At 70.5% G+C, this 17,464-nt stretch carries 17 protein-coding genes and 1 tRNA gene; 4 read left to right on the top strand and 14 right to left on the bottom strand.

Features of this window, described 5'->3' with window-relative positions; all coding sequences use genetic code 11:
• Together ABH927_RS33445 and ABH927_RS33440 are read left to right on the top strand one after the other, a co-directional pair.
• Positions 1-910: CBM35 domain-containing protein (locus tag ABH927_RS33445; RefSeq protein ID WP_370028399.1), on the top strand; the 910-nt coding region annotated here is incomplete at its 5' end.
• Between the two features lie 155 nt (positions 911-1,065).
• On the top strand, positions 1,066-2,466 hold the full coding sequence (locus tag ABH927_RS33440) for a Dyp-type peroxidase (protein ID WP_370028397.1): 1,401 nt from the start codon (positions 1,066-1,068) through the stop codon (positions 2,464-2,466).
• 185 nt (positions 2,467-2,651) lie between these two features.
• Here ABH927_RS33440 and ABH927_RS33435 read toward each other — a convergent pair.
• The 6 genes from ABH927_RS33435 to nadD form a co-directional block, all read right to left on the bottom strand.
• Positions 2,652-2,724: transfer RNA gene (locus tag ABH927_RS33435), tRNA-Ala, on the bottom strand.
• A gap of 101 nt (positions 2,725-2,825) precedes the next feature.
• The gene (locus tag ABH927_RS33430; protein WP_370028395.1) at positions 2,826-3,464 is read right to left on the bottom strand and encodes a histidine phosphatase family protein; all 639 of its coding nucleotides are present in this window, start codon (positions 3,462-3,464) and stop codon (positions 2,826-2,828) included.
• A complete protein-coding gene (gene rsfS / locus ABH927_RS33425) occupies positions 3,461-3,862 on the bottom strand; it encodes a ribosome silencing factor (protein ID WP_261583794.1) in 402 nt (133 codons plus the stop codon). Before rsfS ends, ABH927_RS33430 begins: the two co-directional genes overlap by 4 nt.
• A 131-nt stretch (positions 3,863-3,993) precedes the next feature.
• Positions 3,994-4,341, bottom strand: a complete 348-nt coding sequence (locus ABH927_RS33420; RefSeq protein ID WP_370028393.1) for a hypothetical protein — start codon at positions 4,339-4,341, stop codon at positions 3,994-3,996.
• A gap of 38 nt (positions 4,342-4,379) precedes the next feature.
• Positions 4,380-4,589, bottom strand: a complete 210-nt coding sequence (locus ABH927_RS33415; protein WP_370028391.1) for a hypothetical protein — start codon at positions 4,587-4,589, stop codon at positions 4,380-4,382.
• 419 nt (positions 4,590-5,008) lie between these two features.
• On the bottom strand, positions 5,009-5,620 hold the full coding sequence (nadD, locus tag ABH927_RS33410) for a nicotinate-nucleotide adenylyltransferase (protein ID WP_370028389.1): 612 nt from the start codon (positions 5,618-5,620) through the stop codon (positions 5,009-5,011).
• Positions 5,621-5,738: 118 nt separating this feature from the next.
• Here nadD and ABH927_RS33405 point away from each other — a divergent pair, with 118 nt between their 5' ends.
• Positions 5,739-6,749: a M48 family metallopeptidase gene (locus ABH927_RS33405; RefSeq protein WP_370028387.1), complete on the top strand. Its 1,011-nt coding sequence runs from the start codon at positions 5,739-5,741 to the stop codon at positions 6,747-6,749.
• A gap of 131 nt (positions 6,750-6,880) precedes the next feature.
• Here the strand turns inward: ABH927_RS33405 and ABH927_RS33400 are convergent, their stop codons facing one another.
• Together ABH927_RS33400 and ABH927_RS33395 are read right to left on the bottom strand one after the other, a co-directional pair.
• Complete coding sequence (locus ABH927_RS33400; protein ID WP_370028386.1) at positions 6,881-8,494, bottom strand: protein kinase domain-containing protein; 1,614 nt, start codon at positions 8,492-8,494, stop codon at positions 6,881-6,883.
• Between the two features lie 73 nt (positions 8,495-8,567).
• Complete coding sequence (locus ABH927_RS33395) at positions 8,568-8,927, bottom strand: hypothetical protein (RefSeq protein ID WP_370028384.1); 360 nt, start codon at positions 8,925-8,927, stop codon at positions 8,568-8,570.
• On the opposite strand from ABH927_RS33395, the gene ABH927_RS33390 reads away from it, so the two are divergent.
• Positions 8,902-9,525: a LuxR C-terminal-related transcriptional regulator gene (locus tag ABH927_RS33390; RefSeq protein ID WP_370028382.1), complete on the top strand. Its 624-nt coding sequence runs from the start codon at positions 8,902-8,904 to the stop codon at positions 9,523-9,525. The genes ABH927_RS33395 and ABH927_RS33390 overlap by 26 nt on opposite strands.
• A gap of 166 nt (positions 9,526-9,691) precedes the next feature.
• On the opposite strand, the gene ABH927_RS33385 is transcribed toward ABH927_RS33390, so the two are convergent.
• The 6 genes from ABH927_RS33385 to ABH927_RS33360 all read right to left on the bottom strand — a co-directional run bounded on the left by ABH927_RS33385 (position 9,692) and on the right by ABH927_RS33360 (position 17,320).
• Positions 9,692-10,948 carry a glutamate-5-semialdehyde dehydrogenase gene (locus tag ABH927_RS33385; protein ID WP_370028380.1) on the bottom strand — a complete coding sequence of 419 codons (1,257 nt, stop codon included), beginning with the start codon at positions 10,946-10,948 and terminating at the stop codon, positions 9,692-9,694.
• Positions 10,949-10,967: 19 nt separating this feature from the next.
• Positions 10,968-12,071 carry a glutamate 5-kinase gene (gene proB, locus ABH927_RS33380; RefSeq protein WP_370028401.1) on the bottom strand — a complete coding sequence of 368 codons (1,104 nt, stop codon included), beginning with the start codon at positions 12,069-12,071 and terminating at the stop codon, positions 10,968-10,970.
• A 195-nt stretch (positions 12,072-12,266) separates the two neighbouring features.
• A complete protein-coding gene (obgE, locus tag ABH927_RS33375) occupies positions 12,267-13,619 on the bottom strand; it encodes a GTPase ObgE (RefSeq protein ID WP_370028379.1) in 1,353 nt (450 codons plus the stop codon).
• An 82-nt stretch (positions 13,620-13,701) separates the two neighbouring features.
• Positions 13,702-13,959, bottom strand: a complete 258-nt coding sequence (gene rpmA, locus ABH927_RS33370) for a 50S ribosomal protein L27 (protein ID WP_203884155.1) — start codon at positions 13,957-13,959, stop codon at positions 13,702-13,704.
• Positions 13,960-13,993: 34 nt separating this feature from the next.
• Positions 13,994-14,308: a 50S ribosomal protein L21 gene (gene rplU / locus ABH927_RS33365; protein ID WP_261583982.1), complete on the bottom strand. Its 315-nt coding sequence runs from the start codon at positions 14,306-14,308 to the stop codon at positions 13,994-13,996.
• Positions 14,309-14,494: 186 nt separating this feature from the next.
• Complete coding sequence (locus ABH927_RS33360; protein WP_407072842.1) at positions 14,495-17,320, bottom strand: Rne/Rng family ribonuclease; 2,826 nt, start codon at positions 17,318-17,320, stop codon at positions 14,495-14,497.
• Positions 17,321-17,464: the final 144 nt, after the last annotated feature.

Raw genomic sequence — 17,464 nt, 5'->3', positions numbered from 1 at the left:
CCCGACCGGGACCACCGCCACCATCAGCGGGCTCGCCGCCTCCTCCTCCCACACCTACACGGTGACCGCGGTCGACGCCGCCGGGAACGAGTCGGGCAACAGCTCCCCCGTCACCGGCACCACCACCCCGGGCTCGTCCTCCAACGAGTACCAGGCGGAGGACGCCACGCTGTCCCAGGCGGGAGTGTTCTCCAACCACCTCAACTTCACCGGAACCGGTTTCGTCGACTACGTCAACACGACCGGGTCCTACATCGAGTGGAACGTCAACGCGGCCTCGGCCGGACCGGCCTCCCTCACGCTGAGGTACGCCAACGGGACGACGACGAACCGCCCCATGGACATCTCCGTCAACGGCACGGTGGTGGCTTCGGGCGTCTCGTTCGACAGCACCACCAACTGGGACACCTGGGCCGACAAGGTGATCAACGCCACGCTGAGCGCCGGCTCGAACACGGTCAGGGCGACCGCCACGACCGTGAACGGCGGGCCGAACGTGGACAAGCTCACCGTCGTCCCCCAGGCCCCGTCGGCTGACTACCAGGCGGAGGACGCGACCATCTCGCAAGGCGTGGTCGAGTCCAACCACCTCGGCTTCACCGGCACCGGCTTCGTGAACTACGACAACGTCGTCGGCAGCTACGTCGAGTGGACCGTCAACGCGGCGGCGGCGGGACCGGCGACGGTCACGCTCCGCTACTCGAACGGCACCACCACCAACCGGCCCATGGACTTCACGGTCAACGGGACGGCCGCCGCCTCCAACGTCTCCTTCGGTTCCACGACCAACTGGGACACGTGGGCGACCAAGTCCGTGACGGTGAACCTCGTCGCGGGCGTCAACAAGATCCGGACCACCTCGACAACCGTCAACGGCGGCCCGAACGCCGACAAGCTCACCGTCGGCTGACATCGCACAAAGCGAGTGCCCGCTCCCAACAGGGGGCGGGCACTTTCCATTCCGCTTGTTTTGTTGGCATTCCTCTAGCCAACGCAACCTTTGCCGTGAAAGAAGACTCTTATGGGTTGGGGGCCCGCACGACACTGACAACGGGGAAGGATCGAATGCCGGTGAATCTGGCCAACAGCACACCGCTCGCATGGGACTCGGCCGGCCTGGACGCCGACACCAAGGCGATGCTGGACAACCTGCAGCCCAACATCCTGCAGGCGCACGTGCGGGAGCACCTGTCGGTGCTGTTCTTCCACTTCGCGGACGGGCCGGACGGCAAGCGCTTCCTCCACGCCCTCGTCCCGCTGATGAAGTCGGCCAGGAAGCACCTGGAGGAGGTCCGCGCGTTCGATAGGTCGGGGACGGGCGGCACGCCGTACGTCGGGGTGGGGATCAGCAAGGCCGGCTACCTCAAGCTGGGCCACGCGACCACGAAGTTCGACGACAACGCGTTCAAGTCGGGCCTGAAGAGACGCCAGACGACCCTCAGCGACCCGCCGGTCAGCGGCTGGGAGACTCCGTACCAGAAGGAGATCCACGCCGTCGTGCTCATCGGCGACGCCACCGCCGAGCCGGTCGCGGCCACCCGCAAGCGCGTTCTGGCGCTGCTGCCGAAGACCGCCGAGAAGGTCGGCGAGGAGACGGGCCTCGGCCTGCGCAACGCCCAGGGCCGGGGGATCGAGCACTTCGGCTACATCGACGGACGCAGCCAGCCGCTGTTCCTGGCCGACCAGGTCGCGAAGGAGCCGGGGAAGAACTGGACGCCCTTCTTCCCGCTGAGCCACATCCTCGTCGCCGACCCGCTCGCCCCGGAGCCGAGCCAGCACTTCGGCAGCTACCTCGTCTTCCGCAAGCTGGAGCAGAACGTCCGCGCCTTCCGGCAGGCGGAGGAGCACCTGGCCGACAGCCTCGGGCTGACCGGCGCGGACCGCCAGCTCGCGGGCGCCATGCTGGTCGGCAGGTTCCGCAACGGCACGCCCCTGCGCCTGCACGGCAAGCCCAGCTCGGACGACTTCCCGGTGCAGAACGACTTCAGCTACCGCGACGACCCCGGCTCGAAATGCCCGGTCAGCGCGCACATCCGCAAGACCAACCCGCGCGACTCCCGTGACGGCGGCCTCGAACGCGTCCTCGGCGTGATGATGGCCAGGCGCGGCCAGACGTACGGCACGCGCACCGACCGGCCCTGGGACGACGGGCCCCTGGAGACCCGGCCGACGGGCGGGGTGGGCCTGCTGTTCATGGCGTTCAACTCCAGCCTGCAGAGCCAGTTCGAGTTCACCCAGCAGACATGGGCCGACAACGCCGACTTCCCGGCGAGCGGCACCGGCCACGACGCGGTGATCGGCCAGGGCAAGCGGGAGATCAAGGTTCGGTTCCCCAAGGCATGGGGCAGTGACAAGGTCGGCACGCCGCAGACCCAGATCCCCCAGACCGTCACCATGAAGGGCGGCGAGTACTTCTTCATGCCCTCCCTGGCCTACCTCAAGAGCCCTGACCTCAAGAGCCTCTGACGGCTGATCGCTGAGCACGACGCGCCTCGGGACGACGAGGCGCGTCGTGCTTTCGCTGTGTAGAGCCCTTCAGGGCTGCCGGCGCGGGTGACGCGACCACGGCTGAGTGGCATGAGGCGTCAGGCGTTGCGCCTGCCGACCGCCCTTCGACGATCCGTTCCGTACGTTGCGACACGCAACACAGGTGGAGCTATGGGGACTCGAACCCCAGACCCCCTCCATGCCATGGAGGTGCGCTACCAGCTGCGCTATAGCCCCTGGCCACCGCTCCGAGTCCTCTCGGCGCGGCGCTCGGAGAGCATATCGGGATGACCAGCTGTTTACCTAATTGTCACCCTGTAACACTGGTCCCGGCTCTATCAGCCGTCGGCGATCGCCGCCTCGGGCCTGTCGTCGCTGCTCACCGGCTCGGGCAGGGTGCCGGCGTTGTGCTCCAGGAGGCGCCAGCCCTTGCGGCCCTCCTCCAGCACCGACCACGAGCAGTTGCCGAGACCGCCCAGCACGGACCAGAGCTCCTGAGGCAGGCCCATCAGGCGGGCGATGCCCAGGCGGATGGCGGCGCCGTGCGACGCCACGACCAGCAGGCCGTTGTCTCCAAGCTTGGCGGACCAGCGGAGGATCGCCTCGGCGACCCGGTCGGCGACGTCGGTCACGAGCTCCCCGCCCGGCGCCTCCCAGGCCTCGAACTCGGCCGGCCACCCCGCCCTGATCTCCGCACGGGTGAGGCCCTCCCACTCGCCGCCGCCGCGTTCCCGCAGGTCCTTGTCCACGGAGACGTCAAGGCCGGCGAGCCGCCCGAGGGCCGACGCGGTGTCGAACGCTCGACGGAGGTCGGAAGAGACGATCTTCGTCGGCTGGAGGGCCGCGAGGAGGGACGCCGCCCGGGCGGCCTGGGCCACGCCCGTCTCGTCCAGCGCGATGTCGGTGTGCCCCTGGAAGCGCTGCTCGACATTCCACAGCGTCTGGCCGTGACGGAGGCAGACGACCCGGCGGCTCATCCGGCGCCGTGCGAGCGCTGGGCGGCCACCTGGCTCACGCTCTCGGGCAGCGGGATCGAGGGGCAGTCCTTCCACAGCCGCTCCAGGGCGTAGAAGGTGCGGTCCTCCTCGTGCTGAACATGCACGACGATGTCGAGGTAGTCGAGGAGCACCCAGCGGCCCTCCCGCTCGCCCTCGCGGCGGACCGGCTTCGCGTCGGCCTCGATGCGGAGACGGTCCTCGATCTCGTCGACAACGGCACGGACCTGACGGTCGTTGGACGCGGAGCAGAGCAGGAAGGCGTCAGTGATGACGAGCTGGTCGCTCACGTCGTAGGCGATGATGTCGTCTGCCAGCTTCTCGGCGGCGGCCTCGGCCGCGATCCTCACGAGCTGGATCGATCTCTCAGATGCGGTCACGATTCGGTTCTGTCCTCCATTGACGGGCTCTTCCAGGGTGCCCATTCCATGACGTGCGGCACAACCCTGTTTCCGATGTGACCCTATCGGGACACGCCGGCAATCCGGGTTGTCCCCCGGGACCCGCAATTTCAACGCTCGCCGAGGTGCCCCGATTCCGCGGCCAGAGCAGCATCGCGTGATCCCGTCGCGCGCCCGAGCGTGACGGCCGCGGCGAAGAGGGCGGCCGCGAACACGGCCGGCCCGACCGTCTGGGCGACCTCCTGACGGGCCGCGCCCAGCAGCGCGTCGAGCAACTGCACCACCACGTTGAGGGCCCGCACCAGACGCAGGGGACGCCAGGCGCGGGCCACGGCGAACCGCAGCGCGGCGGCGATCCGCAGAATACGGGCGCCCGAGTCGAGGCGGGCTATCGGCAGTTCGATGTACCGGGCGGCGGAGCCTACTCCATGGTCGTGTGGATCCGCTGCTTGTGACACGAGCACGATAGCGCCCCGGCCGCTTTAAACGTGGGTTTCTATAAACCAGGCATGCCGGTATAGACGAAGCTGGGTATGACGAACAGCAGGCAAGCGACCACGAACATCGTTACCGCCGTACGGGTGCCGGACCTCCGCTGAGCCTCGGAACGGTGCGGAAGGTTGGCCACGACGAGCCAGACGCACGAGAAGGCCACAAGCGAGATGGCGATCGGCGGAATGGCCATGTTGGCGAAAAGTCCGAGCATGATGGGGGACATTAGCGCATAGCGGTTGTATGGCGATCCGCCACCCGCTGTGGCACGTCTTCAGACCCCTGCTTTACGGGGCAACCCCAAAACAGCCAGAGCTGTATCCGGTCAGGTGGCACCATAAGGCCTGAGACGGGGCAGAACAACGATGAGGAGGGTCGCAATGGGCCCGAGAAATAAGGAAGCAGCCACCACGCGAGCCCCGAACGTCCCTTGCCCTGCGCCAATCCGGCGTTGATCAGCGTGAGGGTGACGAAGAACAGCCCCGCGACATCGTTGGTGCTCACCGAGTTCATGGCGAGGATTTTTGCATATTTGTCCCAGTTCCGGCGCGGAATCGGGCGCTGTCCCCCTGGCCCGATTTCTCGCAATAGAGCGCGAGTGACTGTCGGTGCGTTTCTTCCCCGATGTGCCGGTCAGTGGGCGAGGTCGCGGTAGAGGCCGCGTTTGTTGATGTACTGCACGATGCCGTCGGGGACGAGATACCAGATCGGCTCGCCGGCGGCGACGCGCTGGCGGCACTCCGACGAGGAGATCGAGAGCGCCGGGATCTCGATGAGGCTCACCTTCCCGTCCGGAAGGCCAGGGTCCTGCAGGGTGTGGCCCGGCCGGGTGCAACCGACGAAATGGGCGATCGTGAACAGCTCTTCGACGTCGCGCCAGCTGAGGATCTGGGCGAGCGCGTCGGCTCCGGTGATGAAGTACAGCTCCGCATCGGGTCCGTACGCCGCCGCGATGTCCCGGAGGGTGTCGATGGTGTAGGTGGGGCCGGGGCGGTCAATGTCCACCCTGCTGACGGAGAACCGCGGGTTCGACGCGGTGGCGATCACCGTCATCAGATAACGGTCCTCGGTGGCGGACACCGTCTTCTCCGCTTTCTGCCACGGCTGGCCGGTCGGGACGAAGACCACCTCGTCCAGATCGAAGTGATGGGCCACCTCACTCGCGGCCACCAGGTGACCGTGATGGATCGGGTCGAAGGTGCCGCCCATGATGCCCAGCCGCCTGGTCACGGCCCCATTCCTCATGGGAGGGACCATAACGTGCATACCTGGAGCAACCGGAAAGCACCCCTCGTTGGTCACGGTTTTTCCCACCCCGCTCAGTCCCGCGCGCGCCCTGCCGGTGAGACATAGCATGCGGAGCATGACCACTCCGGATCGCAATCGCGTGCAGCTGCCTGGCATCAGCTCCCGAGCCTACGAACACCCCGCCGACCGCTCCGCGCTGGTCGCGATGCGCTCGCTCAGCGGGTTCGACTCGGTTCTGAAGCGCATGTCGGGGCTGTTCAGCGAGCGCCGCCTGCGCCTGATGTTCCTGGCGTCCGCGGTGCGCACCACCGACACCCAGTTTCGCGCGCTCTACGACATGGGCCGCGACAGCGCGTACATCCTGGACCTGCACCGGATCCCGGAGATCTACGTGCAGCAGGACCCGACCGTGTACGCCATGGCGATCGGCTTCGACGAGCCGTTCATCGTCGTGTCGACGGGGCTGCTCGACCTGATGGACGAGGAGGAGTTGCGCTTCGTCGTCGGCCACGAGACGTCGCACATCCTGTCCGGCCACGCGGTGTACGGCACGATGCTGGCGATCCTCACCCGCCTCGCCACCCGGGTGGCCTGGATCCCGCTCGGCTACATCGGCCTACGGGTGATCGTCGCGGCGCTGGAGGAATGGCAGCGCAAGGCGGAGATGTCCGCCGACCGTGGCGGCCTGCTCGCCGGGCAGGATCCCGACGCGGCGCTGCGCGCCCTCATGAAGCTCGCGGGCGGCTCGCGCCTGCACGAGATGAACATCGAGGCGTTCCTCGACCAGGCCAGGGAGTACGACACGGCGGGCGACGTCCGCGACGGCCTGCTCAAGATCCTCAACCTGCTCGGCACCACGCACCCCTTCGCCGTGACCCGGGTCGCGGAGCTGGACCGCTGGCGACGGTCGGGTGAGTACGACGCCATCCTCGCGGGCAACTACCCGCGCCGGGAGGACGACGCCAACGCGAAGCTCTCCGAGGAGATCAAGGCGGCGGCCAACTCCTACCGCGAGTCGTGGGCCCAGTCGCAGGACCCGTTCATCGGCGTCCTCCGCGACGTCGCCGAAGGCGCCGTGAACGCCGGCGAGCGCATCTTCAACAGGTTCGCCCGCAGGGAAAACTAGACGCTGGGTGTCCGGGGGCCCGTGGTCCGAGGAGCAGCCCCCGGGCAGACACGGCAACAGATTCGCCCGCACGAAAGCTGAACGCCGGTGGTCCGCGGCCACTCCCGGGCAAGCGGATTGGCCCGCTGGAGCTAGACGAACAGCGAGACGGCGCGTACGGCTGCCGCGCAGAGAGCGACGAAGCCGCCGAGCACGGCGAGTGCCCGCAGGCCCTCCCTCCGCAGGCCGGGCATGGTCGCGCCGACGCGTTCGACCTCCCGTCCGATGATCCCGCCGCTGACGACTCCGAACGCGACCCCGGCGACCGTGACGGGCACCGCCTGGGTCCACCACTCGGGGTCCAGGCGTGCCCCTGCGGTCACCCAGAGCGCCACGAAGGCCGCGGCGGCGGCGGGCAGGCCGGGCCAGGCGACCGCGGACACGAGGGAGCCGACCAGTGTGACGGGGAACGCGAGCACCCGCAGCAGGCCACGCGCACGCTGAGATCTGCGGTTGCGCACGAGCCAGTGTCCCGTCCAGACCGCCCTGGTCACCACCCCGAAAACCCCCGTGATCGCGAACGTGGCCCAGGGGTACACCACCGCCGTCACTACGCACGGCACGGCGAGCAGCGACAAGACGATCAGCGCGGCGTTGCCGGTGGGGATGCCGGGGGCCGCGTCGGTCACGCCCTCCTGCGGAGGCGCCTCGACCGCGAGGGCCGATTCGGTACGGCTGTCGCGGGGCTTGGACTCTGTACGGCTGTCGCGGGCCTTGGACCGCCGGGCCGGCGTCGAAGAAGCGGGCGCCTTCTTCGTCCGGCTCCGGGGCTTGGCGGCAGAGCCGCTCCCGGCCCCGTCCGGCGCCGCCGAGGTCTCGGCTCCCGCACCGTCAGCGCCCGCCGACTTGTCGGCGGCCTTCCGCACGGTACGGCGGGCGGGCGGAGCCGTACGGCTGGCCGATTCGCCGGAGGCGCGGGCGAGGCGGGCCAGTCTGTCGGCGAGGAGCGCGGCGGTCGGACGGCGGGCGGGGTCGCGATGCAGCGCGGCGCGGACGAGAGGCAGCAGGGCGGCGGGCACCCCCGCGAGGTCGGCCTTCCCGTGCAGGATGGCGTACATCTGGGACTCGACGGTTCCCCGCCCGAAGGTCGGCCGCCCGGTGGCGGCGAAGGCCACGGTGGCGGCCCAGGCGTGGACGTCGGCGGGCTCCCCCACCGCCTCGTCGGCGAAGAGCTCCGGCGCGGCGTAGCCCGGAGTGCCGAGGAAGGTTCCGGTCAGCGTCAGCCGGGTGGCGTCGAGCACCTGGGCGATCCCGAAGTCGATCAGCACGGGCCCGTCGTCCCGCAGCAGCACGTTGGCCGGCTTGACGTCGCGATGCACCACTCCACCCGCGTGGATGATCGCCAGTGCGGTCGCGAGGCCATGGGCGAGGGAGATCAGCTCGGGCTCCGGGAGGGCGCCGCCCCGCCGTACGGCATCGAGCAGGGTCTCGCCCTCGATGTACTCCATGACGAGATAGGGCCGGTCGGCGGACAGGTCGGCATCGAAGACCTGGGCGACGTAGGGGCTCTCGACCCTGCGCAGCGCGCGCACCTCGCGGTCCAGGCGTAATCGGGCCTCCGGGTCGCCCTCGATGGGGTCCCGGAGCATCTTGACGGCGACATGCTCGCCCCGGCGGTTGGCGGCGAGGTAGACCTCGCCCATGCCGCCCCGGCCCAGGCGCTCCAGCAGCGCGTACGGGCCGACCCGCCCAAGACGTCCAGCCATAGGAGCGCCAACCATAGCGGGCACCTCCGACAAAACCGCGGAGGCGCGCCGCTTGAGCGATCCCGTCCCTTGCTCAGCCGACGCCGTACGGCCCGGCGGCGGAGAAGCCGGCGCCGCACAGCCGTACAGGCCAGCGCCGTACAAGCCAGCGCCAACCCGGCCACAAGAGCGGCCCGGCATGCTGAAACTGCCCGGCGCCGAACCGGCCCGGCTTGACCCGGCCCGGCTTGACCGGACATACGTGACGACTCACGAGCGAGCAAGAGACGCAGGCGATGACGATACCGATGACGAGCGCGATCCCCGGCAGGATGACGACCGCGAAGCCCACGGCGATGGCGACCGCGATGACGGCCAGGACGTCGACCGCGACAACCGACTCCTCTGCCGCCGCGATCACCGTGGTGGTGGCCGACGAGCACCCGTTGTTCATCGACGGGATCCGGTTCGCCCTCGACGACGTGGCCGACATCTCCGTCGTCGGGACCGCGTGCGACGGGCTCGACGCCCTGCGGCTCGCCGTACGGCTCTGCCCAGACGTGGTCCTCGTCGATCTGGCCTTGCTGGAGATCCTCGACTACCTGCGCCGCCGGTGCCCTGCCGTACGGGTGCTCGCGCTGGGGGCGGACGACGGCGAGGCGGGCCTGCTCGCGGCGCTGCGCGCCGGGGCGTGCGGCTACCTCCTGAAGGGGGCACGCCCGTCGGAGATCGCGGCGGCGGTCCGCTCGGTCGCCCTCGGCCATATGGTCTTCGGCCGTGGGCTGGCACCCCGGCTGGTGGCCCGGCTGACCACGCCGTCCGCCCAGAGCCCGTTCCCGGGCCTGACGCAGCGGGAGCACGAGGTGCTGGAACGGCTGGCCGACGGCCGCTCCAACGCGGAGATCGCTCGCGAACTGCACCTCGCCACCAAAACCGTGCGCAACCACGTCAGCAACGTGCTGACCAAGCTCGACGCGCCGAGCCGGGTGGACGCGGCGCTCCGGGCCAGGGACGCCGGCCTCGGCTCCCGACCGGTCCTCGCCCGCGTTTAGGGCGCGACCTTCGAGGCGGCCATCGCCACAGAGGCCGAGGCGAACGCGGTGATGATCGGGTGCTGGCGGGTGCCGTCCCCCGCCCACCAGGCGATCTCACATACCGAGGGCTCAAACGATCTCTGTCGGCCGGTTCATGGACGAGCGGTGATCGGCGGCGGGGGCGTCAGACCCGGATGTGGCCGTCTCCGGTGTAGATCCACTTGGTGGACGTGAGCTCGGGCAGGCCCATCGGGCCCCGTGCGTGCAGCTTCTGGGTGGAGATGCCGATCTCCGCGCCGAAGCCGAACTCCCCGCCGTCCGTGAACCGCGTGGAGGCGTTCACCGCGACGGCGGCCGAGTCCACGGTGGCCACGAACCGCCGGGCGGCCTGCTGGGACCGGGTGACGATCGCGTCGGTGTGGGCCGAGCCGTACCTCCTGATGTGCGCTACCGCATCCTCCAGCGAGTCGACGACCGCGGCGGCGATGTCGAGGGAGAGGTACTCGGAGGTGAAGTCCTCCTCGGTGGCCGGCACGACGTCGGCGCTGTAGGCGCGCACGCGCTCGTCCCCGTGGACCGTCACACCGGCGTCCTTGAGCGCCGCGAGCGCCCTCGGGACGAACTCGGCGGCGATGCCGGAATGCACGAGGAACGTCTCGGCGGCGTTGCACACCGAGGGCCGCTGCGCCTTGGCGTTCACCAGGATCGTCAGGGCCGTCTCGATGTCGGCGTCGGCGTCGACGTAGACGTGGCAGTTGCCCACGCCGGTCTCGATCACCGGGACGGTCGACTCCTCCACGACGCTGTTGATCAGCGACGCGCCGCCGCGCGGGATCAGCACATCGACCAGCCCGCGGGCGCGCATCAGGTGCTTGACCGACTCGCGGGTCAATCCGGGCACGAGCTGTACGGCTGCCGCGGGCACCTCCGTCCCCGCCAGGGCGTCCTGCATGATCTGGACGAGCACCGTGTTCGACGAGTACGCGCTGGACGAGCCGCGCAGGAGCACGGCGTTGCCGCTCTTGAGGCACAGGGCGGCCGCGTCGACGGTCACGTTCGGACGGCCCTCGTAGATGATCCCGATGACGCCCAGCGGCACCCGGACCTGGCGCAGCTCCAGCCCGTTCGGGAGCGTGCTCCCCCTGACGACCTCGCCGACCGGGTCGGGGAGGTCGGCCACCTGCCGTACGGCTGCCGCGATCTTCTCGACGCGGCCGGCGTCGAGGCGGAGCCTGTCGATCATGGCTTCGGAGGTGCCCCCCTCCCTGGCCTTGGCGACGTCGACGGCGTTGGCCTCGACGATCTCGTCCGTGCGGGCCACCAGGGCGTCCGCCACGGCGCGCAGCGCGGCGTCCTTCGGCGCGCGCGGCAGCGGCGCGAGCACCGTCGCGGCGTCCTTGGCCGCGCGGGCGACCTTCAGAAAGTCCTCTGCCTCAGACATTGCCTCGCGCTCCGTTTGTTTAGTGGTCGGCTTCCAGTATGACGATGTCGTCGCGGTGGATCAGCTCACGCTCGTACTCCGGGCCGAGCGCGCTGGCCAGCTCCCGGGTGGAACGGCCGAGCAGCTCGGGGATCTCCGCCGCGTCGTAGTTGACGAGCCCGCGGGCGACCGGGACGCCAAGGGGGCCGCACAGGTCGACGGGGTCGCCCGCCGCGAAGTCGCCCTCGACCTTGACCACGCCCGCCGGGAGCAGCGACATGCGCCGCCCGACGACCGCCTCGACCGCGCCCGCGTCCAGATGCAGCCGGCCCCGGCCGGTCGCGGCGTGGGCGAGCCAGAGCAGCCGGGTGCCGGGGTGACGTCCCCCGGGGTGGAAGTAGGTGCCGACGTCCACGCCGGCCAGCGCCTGCGCCGCGTGGGCCGCCGCCGTGAGGACGACGGGCACGCCCGCCCCGGTGGCGATCCGGGCCGCCTGCACCTTGGTCACCATGCCGCCGGTTCCCACCCGTCCGGAGGTGCCCAGCTCGACACCTTCGAGGTCCTCCGGGCCTCGGACCTCGGCGATCCTCGTGGTCCCCTCCCGTCGCGGGTCGCCGTCATAGAGGGCGTCCACGTCGGACAGCAGCACCATCGCGTCGGCGTGGATCAGGTGGGCCACCAGCGCGGCGAGCCGGTCGTTGTCGCCGAAGCGGATCTCGTCGGTGGCCACCGTGTCGTTCTCGTTGACGACCGGCACGATGCCGAGCTCAAGCAGCCGGGCCAGCGTCCGCTGGGCGTTGCGGTGGTGCGACCGCCGCATCATGTCGTCGGCGGTCAGCAGCACCTGGCCGACGCGCAGGCCGTACCGGGCGAAGGAGGAGGTGTAGCGGGCGACGAGCACACCCTGGCCCACGGACGCCGCGGCCTGCTGGGTGGCGAGGTCCTTGGGCCGCGCCCGCAGGCCGAGCGGGCCGAGACCGGCCGCGATGGCGCCCGACGAGACGAGCACGATCTGCGTGCCGGCCTGCCGTCGCGCGCCGAGCACGTCGACGAGCGCGTCGACGCGGTCCACGTCGATCATGCCCTGCGGGGTCGTGAGGGAGGAGGAGCCCACCTTGACGACCAGCCGCGACGCCGTACGGATCCGGTCCCTGCCCGCCGCGCCGGCCGCACCGGGGACACCCGCCGCACCTGTGGCGCTCGCCGTGCCTACTGTGCCCGCCGCGCCTGCCGTATCCGCCACGCCGCCGCCCCTGTCCAACCGATCCCGTCCAACCGATCCCGTCCAACGATCCCATCAACGACCCTGCCCAGCCGACCCTGTCTCGGCCGGCCCTGCCTAGCCGATCCTGCTGTCGGTGCCGCGAGGTCCGCCGACGCGGGTCCGCGTGCCCTCGGACGGCTGCCAGTCGAAGACGTAGCCGCCCTGCATCGGGCCGATGACGACCTCGGCGCCCACCTGCGCCCCCGCCTCGATCAGCGCCTCCTCGACGCCCAGCCGCTCCAGGCGGTCGGCCAGGTAGCCCACGGCCTCGTCGTTGCTGAAGTCGGTCTGGCGGATCCAGCGCTCCGGCTTCTCGCCGGTCACCTGGAAGATCTTGTCGTCGATCCGCCGGACGGCGAAGCCCGCCTCGCCGAACTGCTTCGGCCGGATCACCAGGCGCGTCGGCTCCTCGACCGGGGCGTCGGCCCGGGCCCGCGCGACCATCTCGCCCATGGCGTACGCCAGAGGCTTGAGACCCTCGTGGGTGGCGGCGGAGATCTCGAAGATCCGCAGGCCGCGCTCCTCCAGGAGAGGCCTGACGATGTCCGCCAGCTCCCGGCCGTCCGGCACGTCGACCTTGTTGAGCACGACCAGCCGGGGCCGGTCCTGCAACGAGCCGTAGGCCGCCAGCTCGGCCTCGATGACGTCGAAGTCCGTGATCGGGTCGCGGCCGGGCTCGATCGTGGCGCAGTCGAGGACGTGCACGATGGTCGAGCAGCGCTCGACGTGCCGCAGGAACTCGTGGCCGAGCCCCTTGCCCTCGGAGGCCCCCGGGATGAGGCCGGGCACGTCGGCGACCGTGAACACGGTCTCCCCCGCCGTCACGACGCCGAGATTGGGGATCAGCGTGGTGAACGGATAATCCGCGATCTTCGGCCGGGCGGCCGAGAGCGCCGCGACCAAAGACGACTTGCCGGCGTTGGGGAAGCCGACCAGCGCCACGTCGGCGACCGTCTTCAGCTCCAGCGTGATCTCGGCGCCGTCGCCGGGCTCGCCGAGCAGCGCGAAGCCGGGAGCCTTGCGCTTGGCGTTGGCCAGCGCGGCGTTGCCGAGGCCGCCGAAACCGCCCTGGGCCGCGACGTACCGGGTGCCCGCGCCGACGAGATCGACCAGCACCTCGCCGGTCCTCGTGTCCTTCACCACGGTCCCGTTGGGCACCGGGAGGACGACGTCCTCGCCATTGGCGCCGTCACGGTTGGAGCCCATGCCCTGCTTGCCGTTGGCCGCCTTGCGATGCGGGCGGTGGTGATATTCCAGCAGCGTGGCGGTGTTGGGATCCACTTCCAGGATCACGTCGCCGCCGCGGCCGCCGTTGCCGCCGTCGGGGCCGCCGAGCGGCTTGAACTTCTCCCGGTGGACGGAGGCGCAGCCGTTGCCGCCGTCACCCGCCTTGATGTGCAGGATGACGTTGTCCACGAAGTCAGCCATCAGCCGCTTCCCTCCCCATAAATGAAATGAGGCGGACCGAATGCTCGATCCGCCTCATCTGCAACGTTTCTCCCGAGCGGATCTACTCCGCGATCGGGATGATGCTCACCGCACGCCGACCGCGCTTGGTGCCGAACTGCACGTGGCCCGCGGCCAGCGCGAACAGCGTGTCGTCGCCGCCACGCCCGACGTTGTCGCCGGGGTGGAAGTGCGTGCCGCGCTGACGGACGATGATCTCGCCCGCGTTGACGAGCTGACCACCGAAGCGCTTGACGCCGAGCCGCTGAGCGTTCGAGTCACGGCCGTTCCGGGTGGACGAGGCGCCCTTCTTGTGTGCCATGTTTCACTCCCTTTCGGGGGTCGTCCCCCGGAAATTACTGGCCGGGGTTGATGCCGGTGACCTTGACCTGGGTGTACCGCTGACGGTGACCCTGGCGCTTCTTGTAGCCGGTCTTGTTCTTGTACTTCAGAATGCGAATCTTGGGGCCCTTGGTCTCGCCGAGAATCTCGGCGGTCACCTGGAACCTGCCAAGCGTGGCAGCGTCGGAGGTGACATCGCCGTCGTTGACGACGAGCACCGCCGGCAGCGACACCGAGGACCCAACCTCGCCGGCGACCTTGTCCACCTCGAGGACGTCCCCGACGGAGACCTTCTGCTGCCTGCCGCCGCAACGAACGATCGCGTACACCGCGGAACCCTTCTTCTGGCTAAATGCGTAGATGCCGCGCCCCGCATCCGGCTGCTGTCGATAACACGATCGGCGTTCCGGGCAGGCGCGCGAAGCCAGGCGCGCCAGCGGGCGCACCGGTTGACTAGGGTACCGGATTAGCGGCACCCAGGTCGAACCGGGCGGAACACCGGGGAGACGAAGTCGCTAGTCGGCCGTCTTCCTGCGGGAACGTCGCCGTCCCCGGGAATGCGCTGCCGGCGCGTCGTCCTCGTCCGGGTCGAGGGCGTCGGTGACGCTGTCACGTCCGTTGCCGGACGCGGCGACAGCCGTACCCCCCTCACTGCCGGCCCCGACCTTCTCGGCCACGGCCTTCTCGATGGCCATCTTGCCCTGCGTGCCGCGCGGCTCCGGCTTCCCCTCGACCGGCTCGGTCGAGATGATGATGCCGCGGCCGTGACAGCAGTCACAGGGCGTGGAGAACGCCTCCAGGAGGCCCTGGCCGACCCGCTTGCGGGTCATCTGGACCAGGCCGAGGGAGGTGACCTCCGCGACCTGGTGCTTGGTCCGGTCCCTGGCAAGGCACTCCAGCAGCCGCCGGAGCACCAGGTCACGGTTGCCTTCCAGCACCATGTCGATGAAGTCGATGACGATGATGCCGCCGATGTCCCGCAACCGGAGCTGGCGGACGATCTCCTCCGCCGCCTCCAGGTTGTTGCGGGTGACGGTCTCCTCCAGGTTGCCGCCCTGCCCGGTGAACTTGCCGGTGTTGACGTCGACGACGGTCATCGCCTCGGTGCGGTCGATCACGAGGGAGCCGCCCGAGGGCAGCCACACCTTGCGCTCCATCGCCTTGGCGATCTGCTCGTCCACCCGGTAGGCGGAGAAGACGTCGCCGTTCTCCTCCCACTTCGACAGGCGGTCGGCGAGATGCGGCGCGACATAGCGGACGTACTCGTCCACCGTCTGCCACGCCTCGTCCCCCTCGACCACCAGCGAGGTGAAGTCCTCGTTGAACACGTCGCGGACCACCCGGACCGTCAGGTCGGGCTCGCCGGACAGCAGCTCGGGCGGGCTGGCCGACTTGGCCTTGCGCTGGATGTTCTCCCACTGCGCCGACAGACGGGCCACGTCGCGGCTGAGCTCCTCCTCAGAGGCGCCCTCCGCCGCCGTACGGACGATCACGCCCGCGTTCTCCGGCATCACCTTGCGGAGGATCTGCTTGAGCCGCGTCCGTTCCTTGTCGGGGAGCTTGCGGGAGATGCCGGTCATCGACCCGTCCGGCACGTAGACCAGGTAGCGGCCGGGGAGGCTGACCTGCGAGGTCAGCCGGGCGCCCTTGTGCCCGATCGGGTCCTTGGTCACCTGGACGAGCACGGACTGGCCGGACTTCAGCGCCGCCTCGATCCGCTTGGGCTGGCCCTCCAGCCCGGCGGTGTCGAAGTTCACCTCACCGGCGTACAGCACGGCGTTGCGGCCCTTGCCGATGTCGACGAACGCCGCCTCCATCGAGGGCAGCACGTTCTGCACCTTGCCGAGGTACACGTTGCCGACGTAGGACTGACTCGACTCGCGGTCGACGTAGTGCTCGACGAGCACGCCGTCCTCGAGCACCGCGATCTGGGTGCGGCCGCCGTGGCGGCGCACGACCATGACGCGCTCGACCGACTCGCGCCGGGCCAGGAACTCCGACTCGGTGATGATCGGCGGCCTGCGGCGGCCCAGCTCACGGCCCTCGCGGCGGCGCTGCTTCTTGGCCTCCAGCCGCGTGGAGCCGCGCACGCCCTGCACCTCGTCCACCGAAGCGGACCGCGTGGCGCGCGGCGCGCGGATGCGGACGACCGTGTTCGGCGGGTCGTCGACCGTGAGCTCGCCGTCCTCGGTCCCCCGGCGGCGGCGACGGCGACGGCGACGCGAGCCGGCCTGCTCACCCTCGGGCTCCTCCGCCGCTTCCTCGCGCTCCTCGTCCTCGGCCGTCACGGCCTGGGACTCCTCGTCGGAGTCCTCGGACTCGTCGGAGTCCCCGCGGACCCTGGCGCCACGGCCACGGCCGCCCCGGCGGCGGCGCCGCCTGCGGGCGCCGCCCTCGCCATCGCTGTCGCCCTCGTCCTCGCCGGATTCGTTCGCCTCGTCGGCGTCGTCGATGTCGGCGTCCTCCGCCGCCTTCTCGGCCGGTACGGCCGGCGGGGGCGACGCGGGGCGGGCGGCGAAGGGATCGGGAGCCTGGAACAGCGGCTGGAAGACCGCCGCCGGAGCCTGGAACATCACCGACGGCACGGCCGCCTGCGGCGCGGACAGACCGAAGGGATCGGCCAGCACCCGCGGCTGCGCGGCCTCCCCGGCTCCGTCCTCCGCGGTCTCCTCGAGCTCCTCGTCCTCGATCAGGTCCTCACCGGCGGGCTCGTCGTCGAGGGGCTCCTCGGCGGGCAGCCCGAGCTGGAGCGCCGTCGCGACCTCGGCCTCGGCCGCGCTCATCGCCCTGGATCGTTCCGGGGCGACGTCGTCCTTCTTGCGCGTACGGCGACGCCTCGCCGGGGCCTGCTCCTCCTCGGCGGCCCCATGACCGGCCCCATGACCGGCCCCATGACCGGCTTCGGCGACGGGCTCCTGACCGGCCTCGTCCACGGGTTCCTGGACGGTCTTCCGGGTGCGGCTGCGCCGTACGGTCCGGGGCGCGGGGGCCGCCGGGGCCTCGGCGTCGTCCGTGACGGCCCCTGGAGCCACCTCCGCCGCCGCCTCCGCTACGGCGTCCGGCGCGAGGGCAGGCACGGGGGCGGCCTCGGCCTCCGGCGCGGTCTTGGCCGAAGTGCGGCGGCGGGTGACCCGCTTGGGCTTCTCCGCCACGGCCGGCTCGGCCGCCACCGGCGTCTCCTGAACCACCGGGGTCTCCTGAACCGGCGTCGGAGTCCCAGCGACCGCCGGGGCGGCGGTCGCGGGCTCGTCGGGCTCGGGCGGGGGCCCGGCCGGACGGCTGGCCGAACGGCGGCGCGGCGTGGTCGTCACCCCGCCGGTCTCCCGTGGGGCGTCGTTCACGTCGGAACCGTGCCCCGAATCGCGCGTTGTCGTATCACCGTCAAGGCTCGCAGCCCTGTCGGTCGGCTCGTTCTCGAGCATGCGGGCGTTCTCCCGTCAGCCCCCGGGCACGTTTCCGCGCCGCGCGGAGGCTCTCGTCTCTCG

It is taken from the genome of Planotetraspora sp. GP83 (genome assembly GCF_041262585.1).
GTDB lineage: Bacteria > Actinomycetota > Actinomycetes > Streptosporangiales > Streptosporangiaceae > JAOEGB01.
The sequence above is the reverse complement of the archived record's forward strand: the minus strand, read 5'-3'. Positions and strand labels throughout refer to the sequence as shown.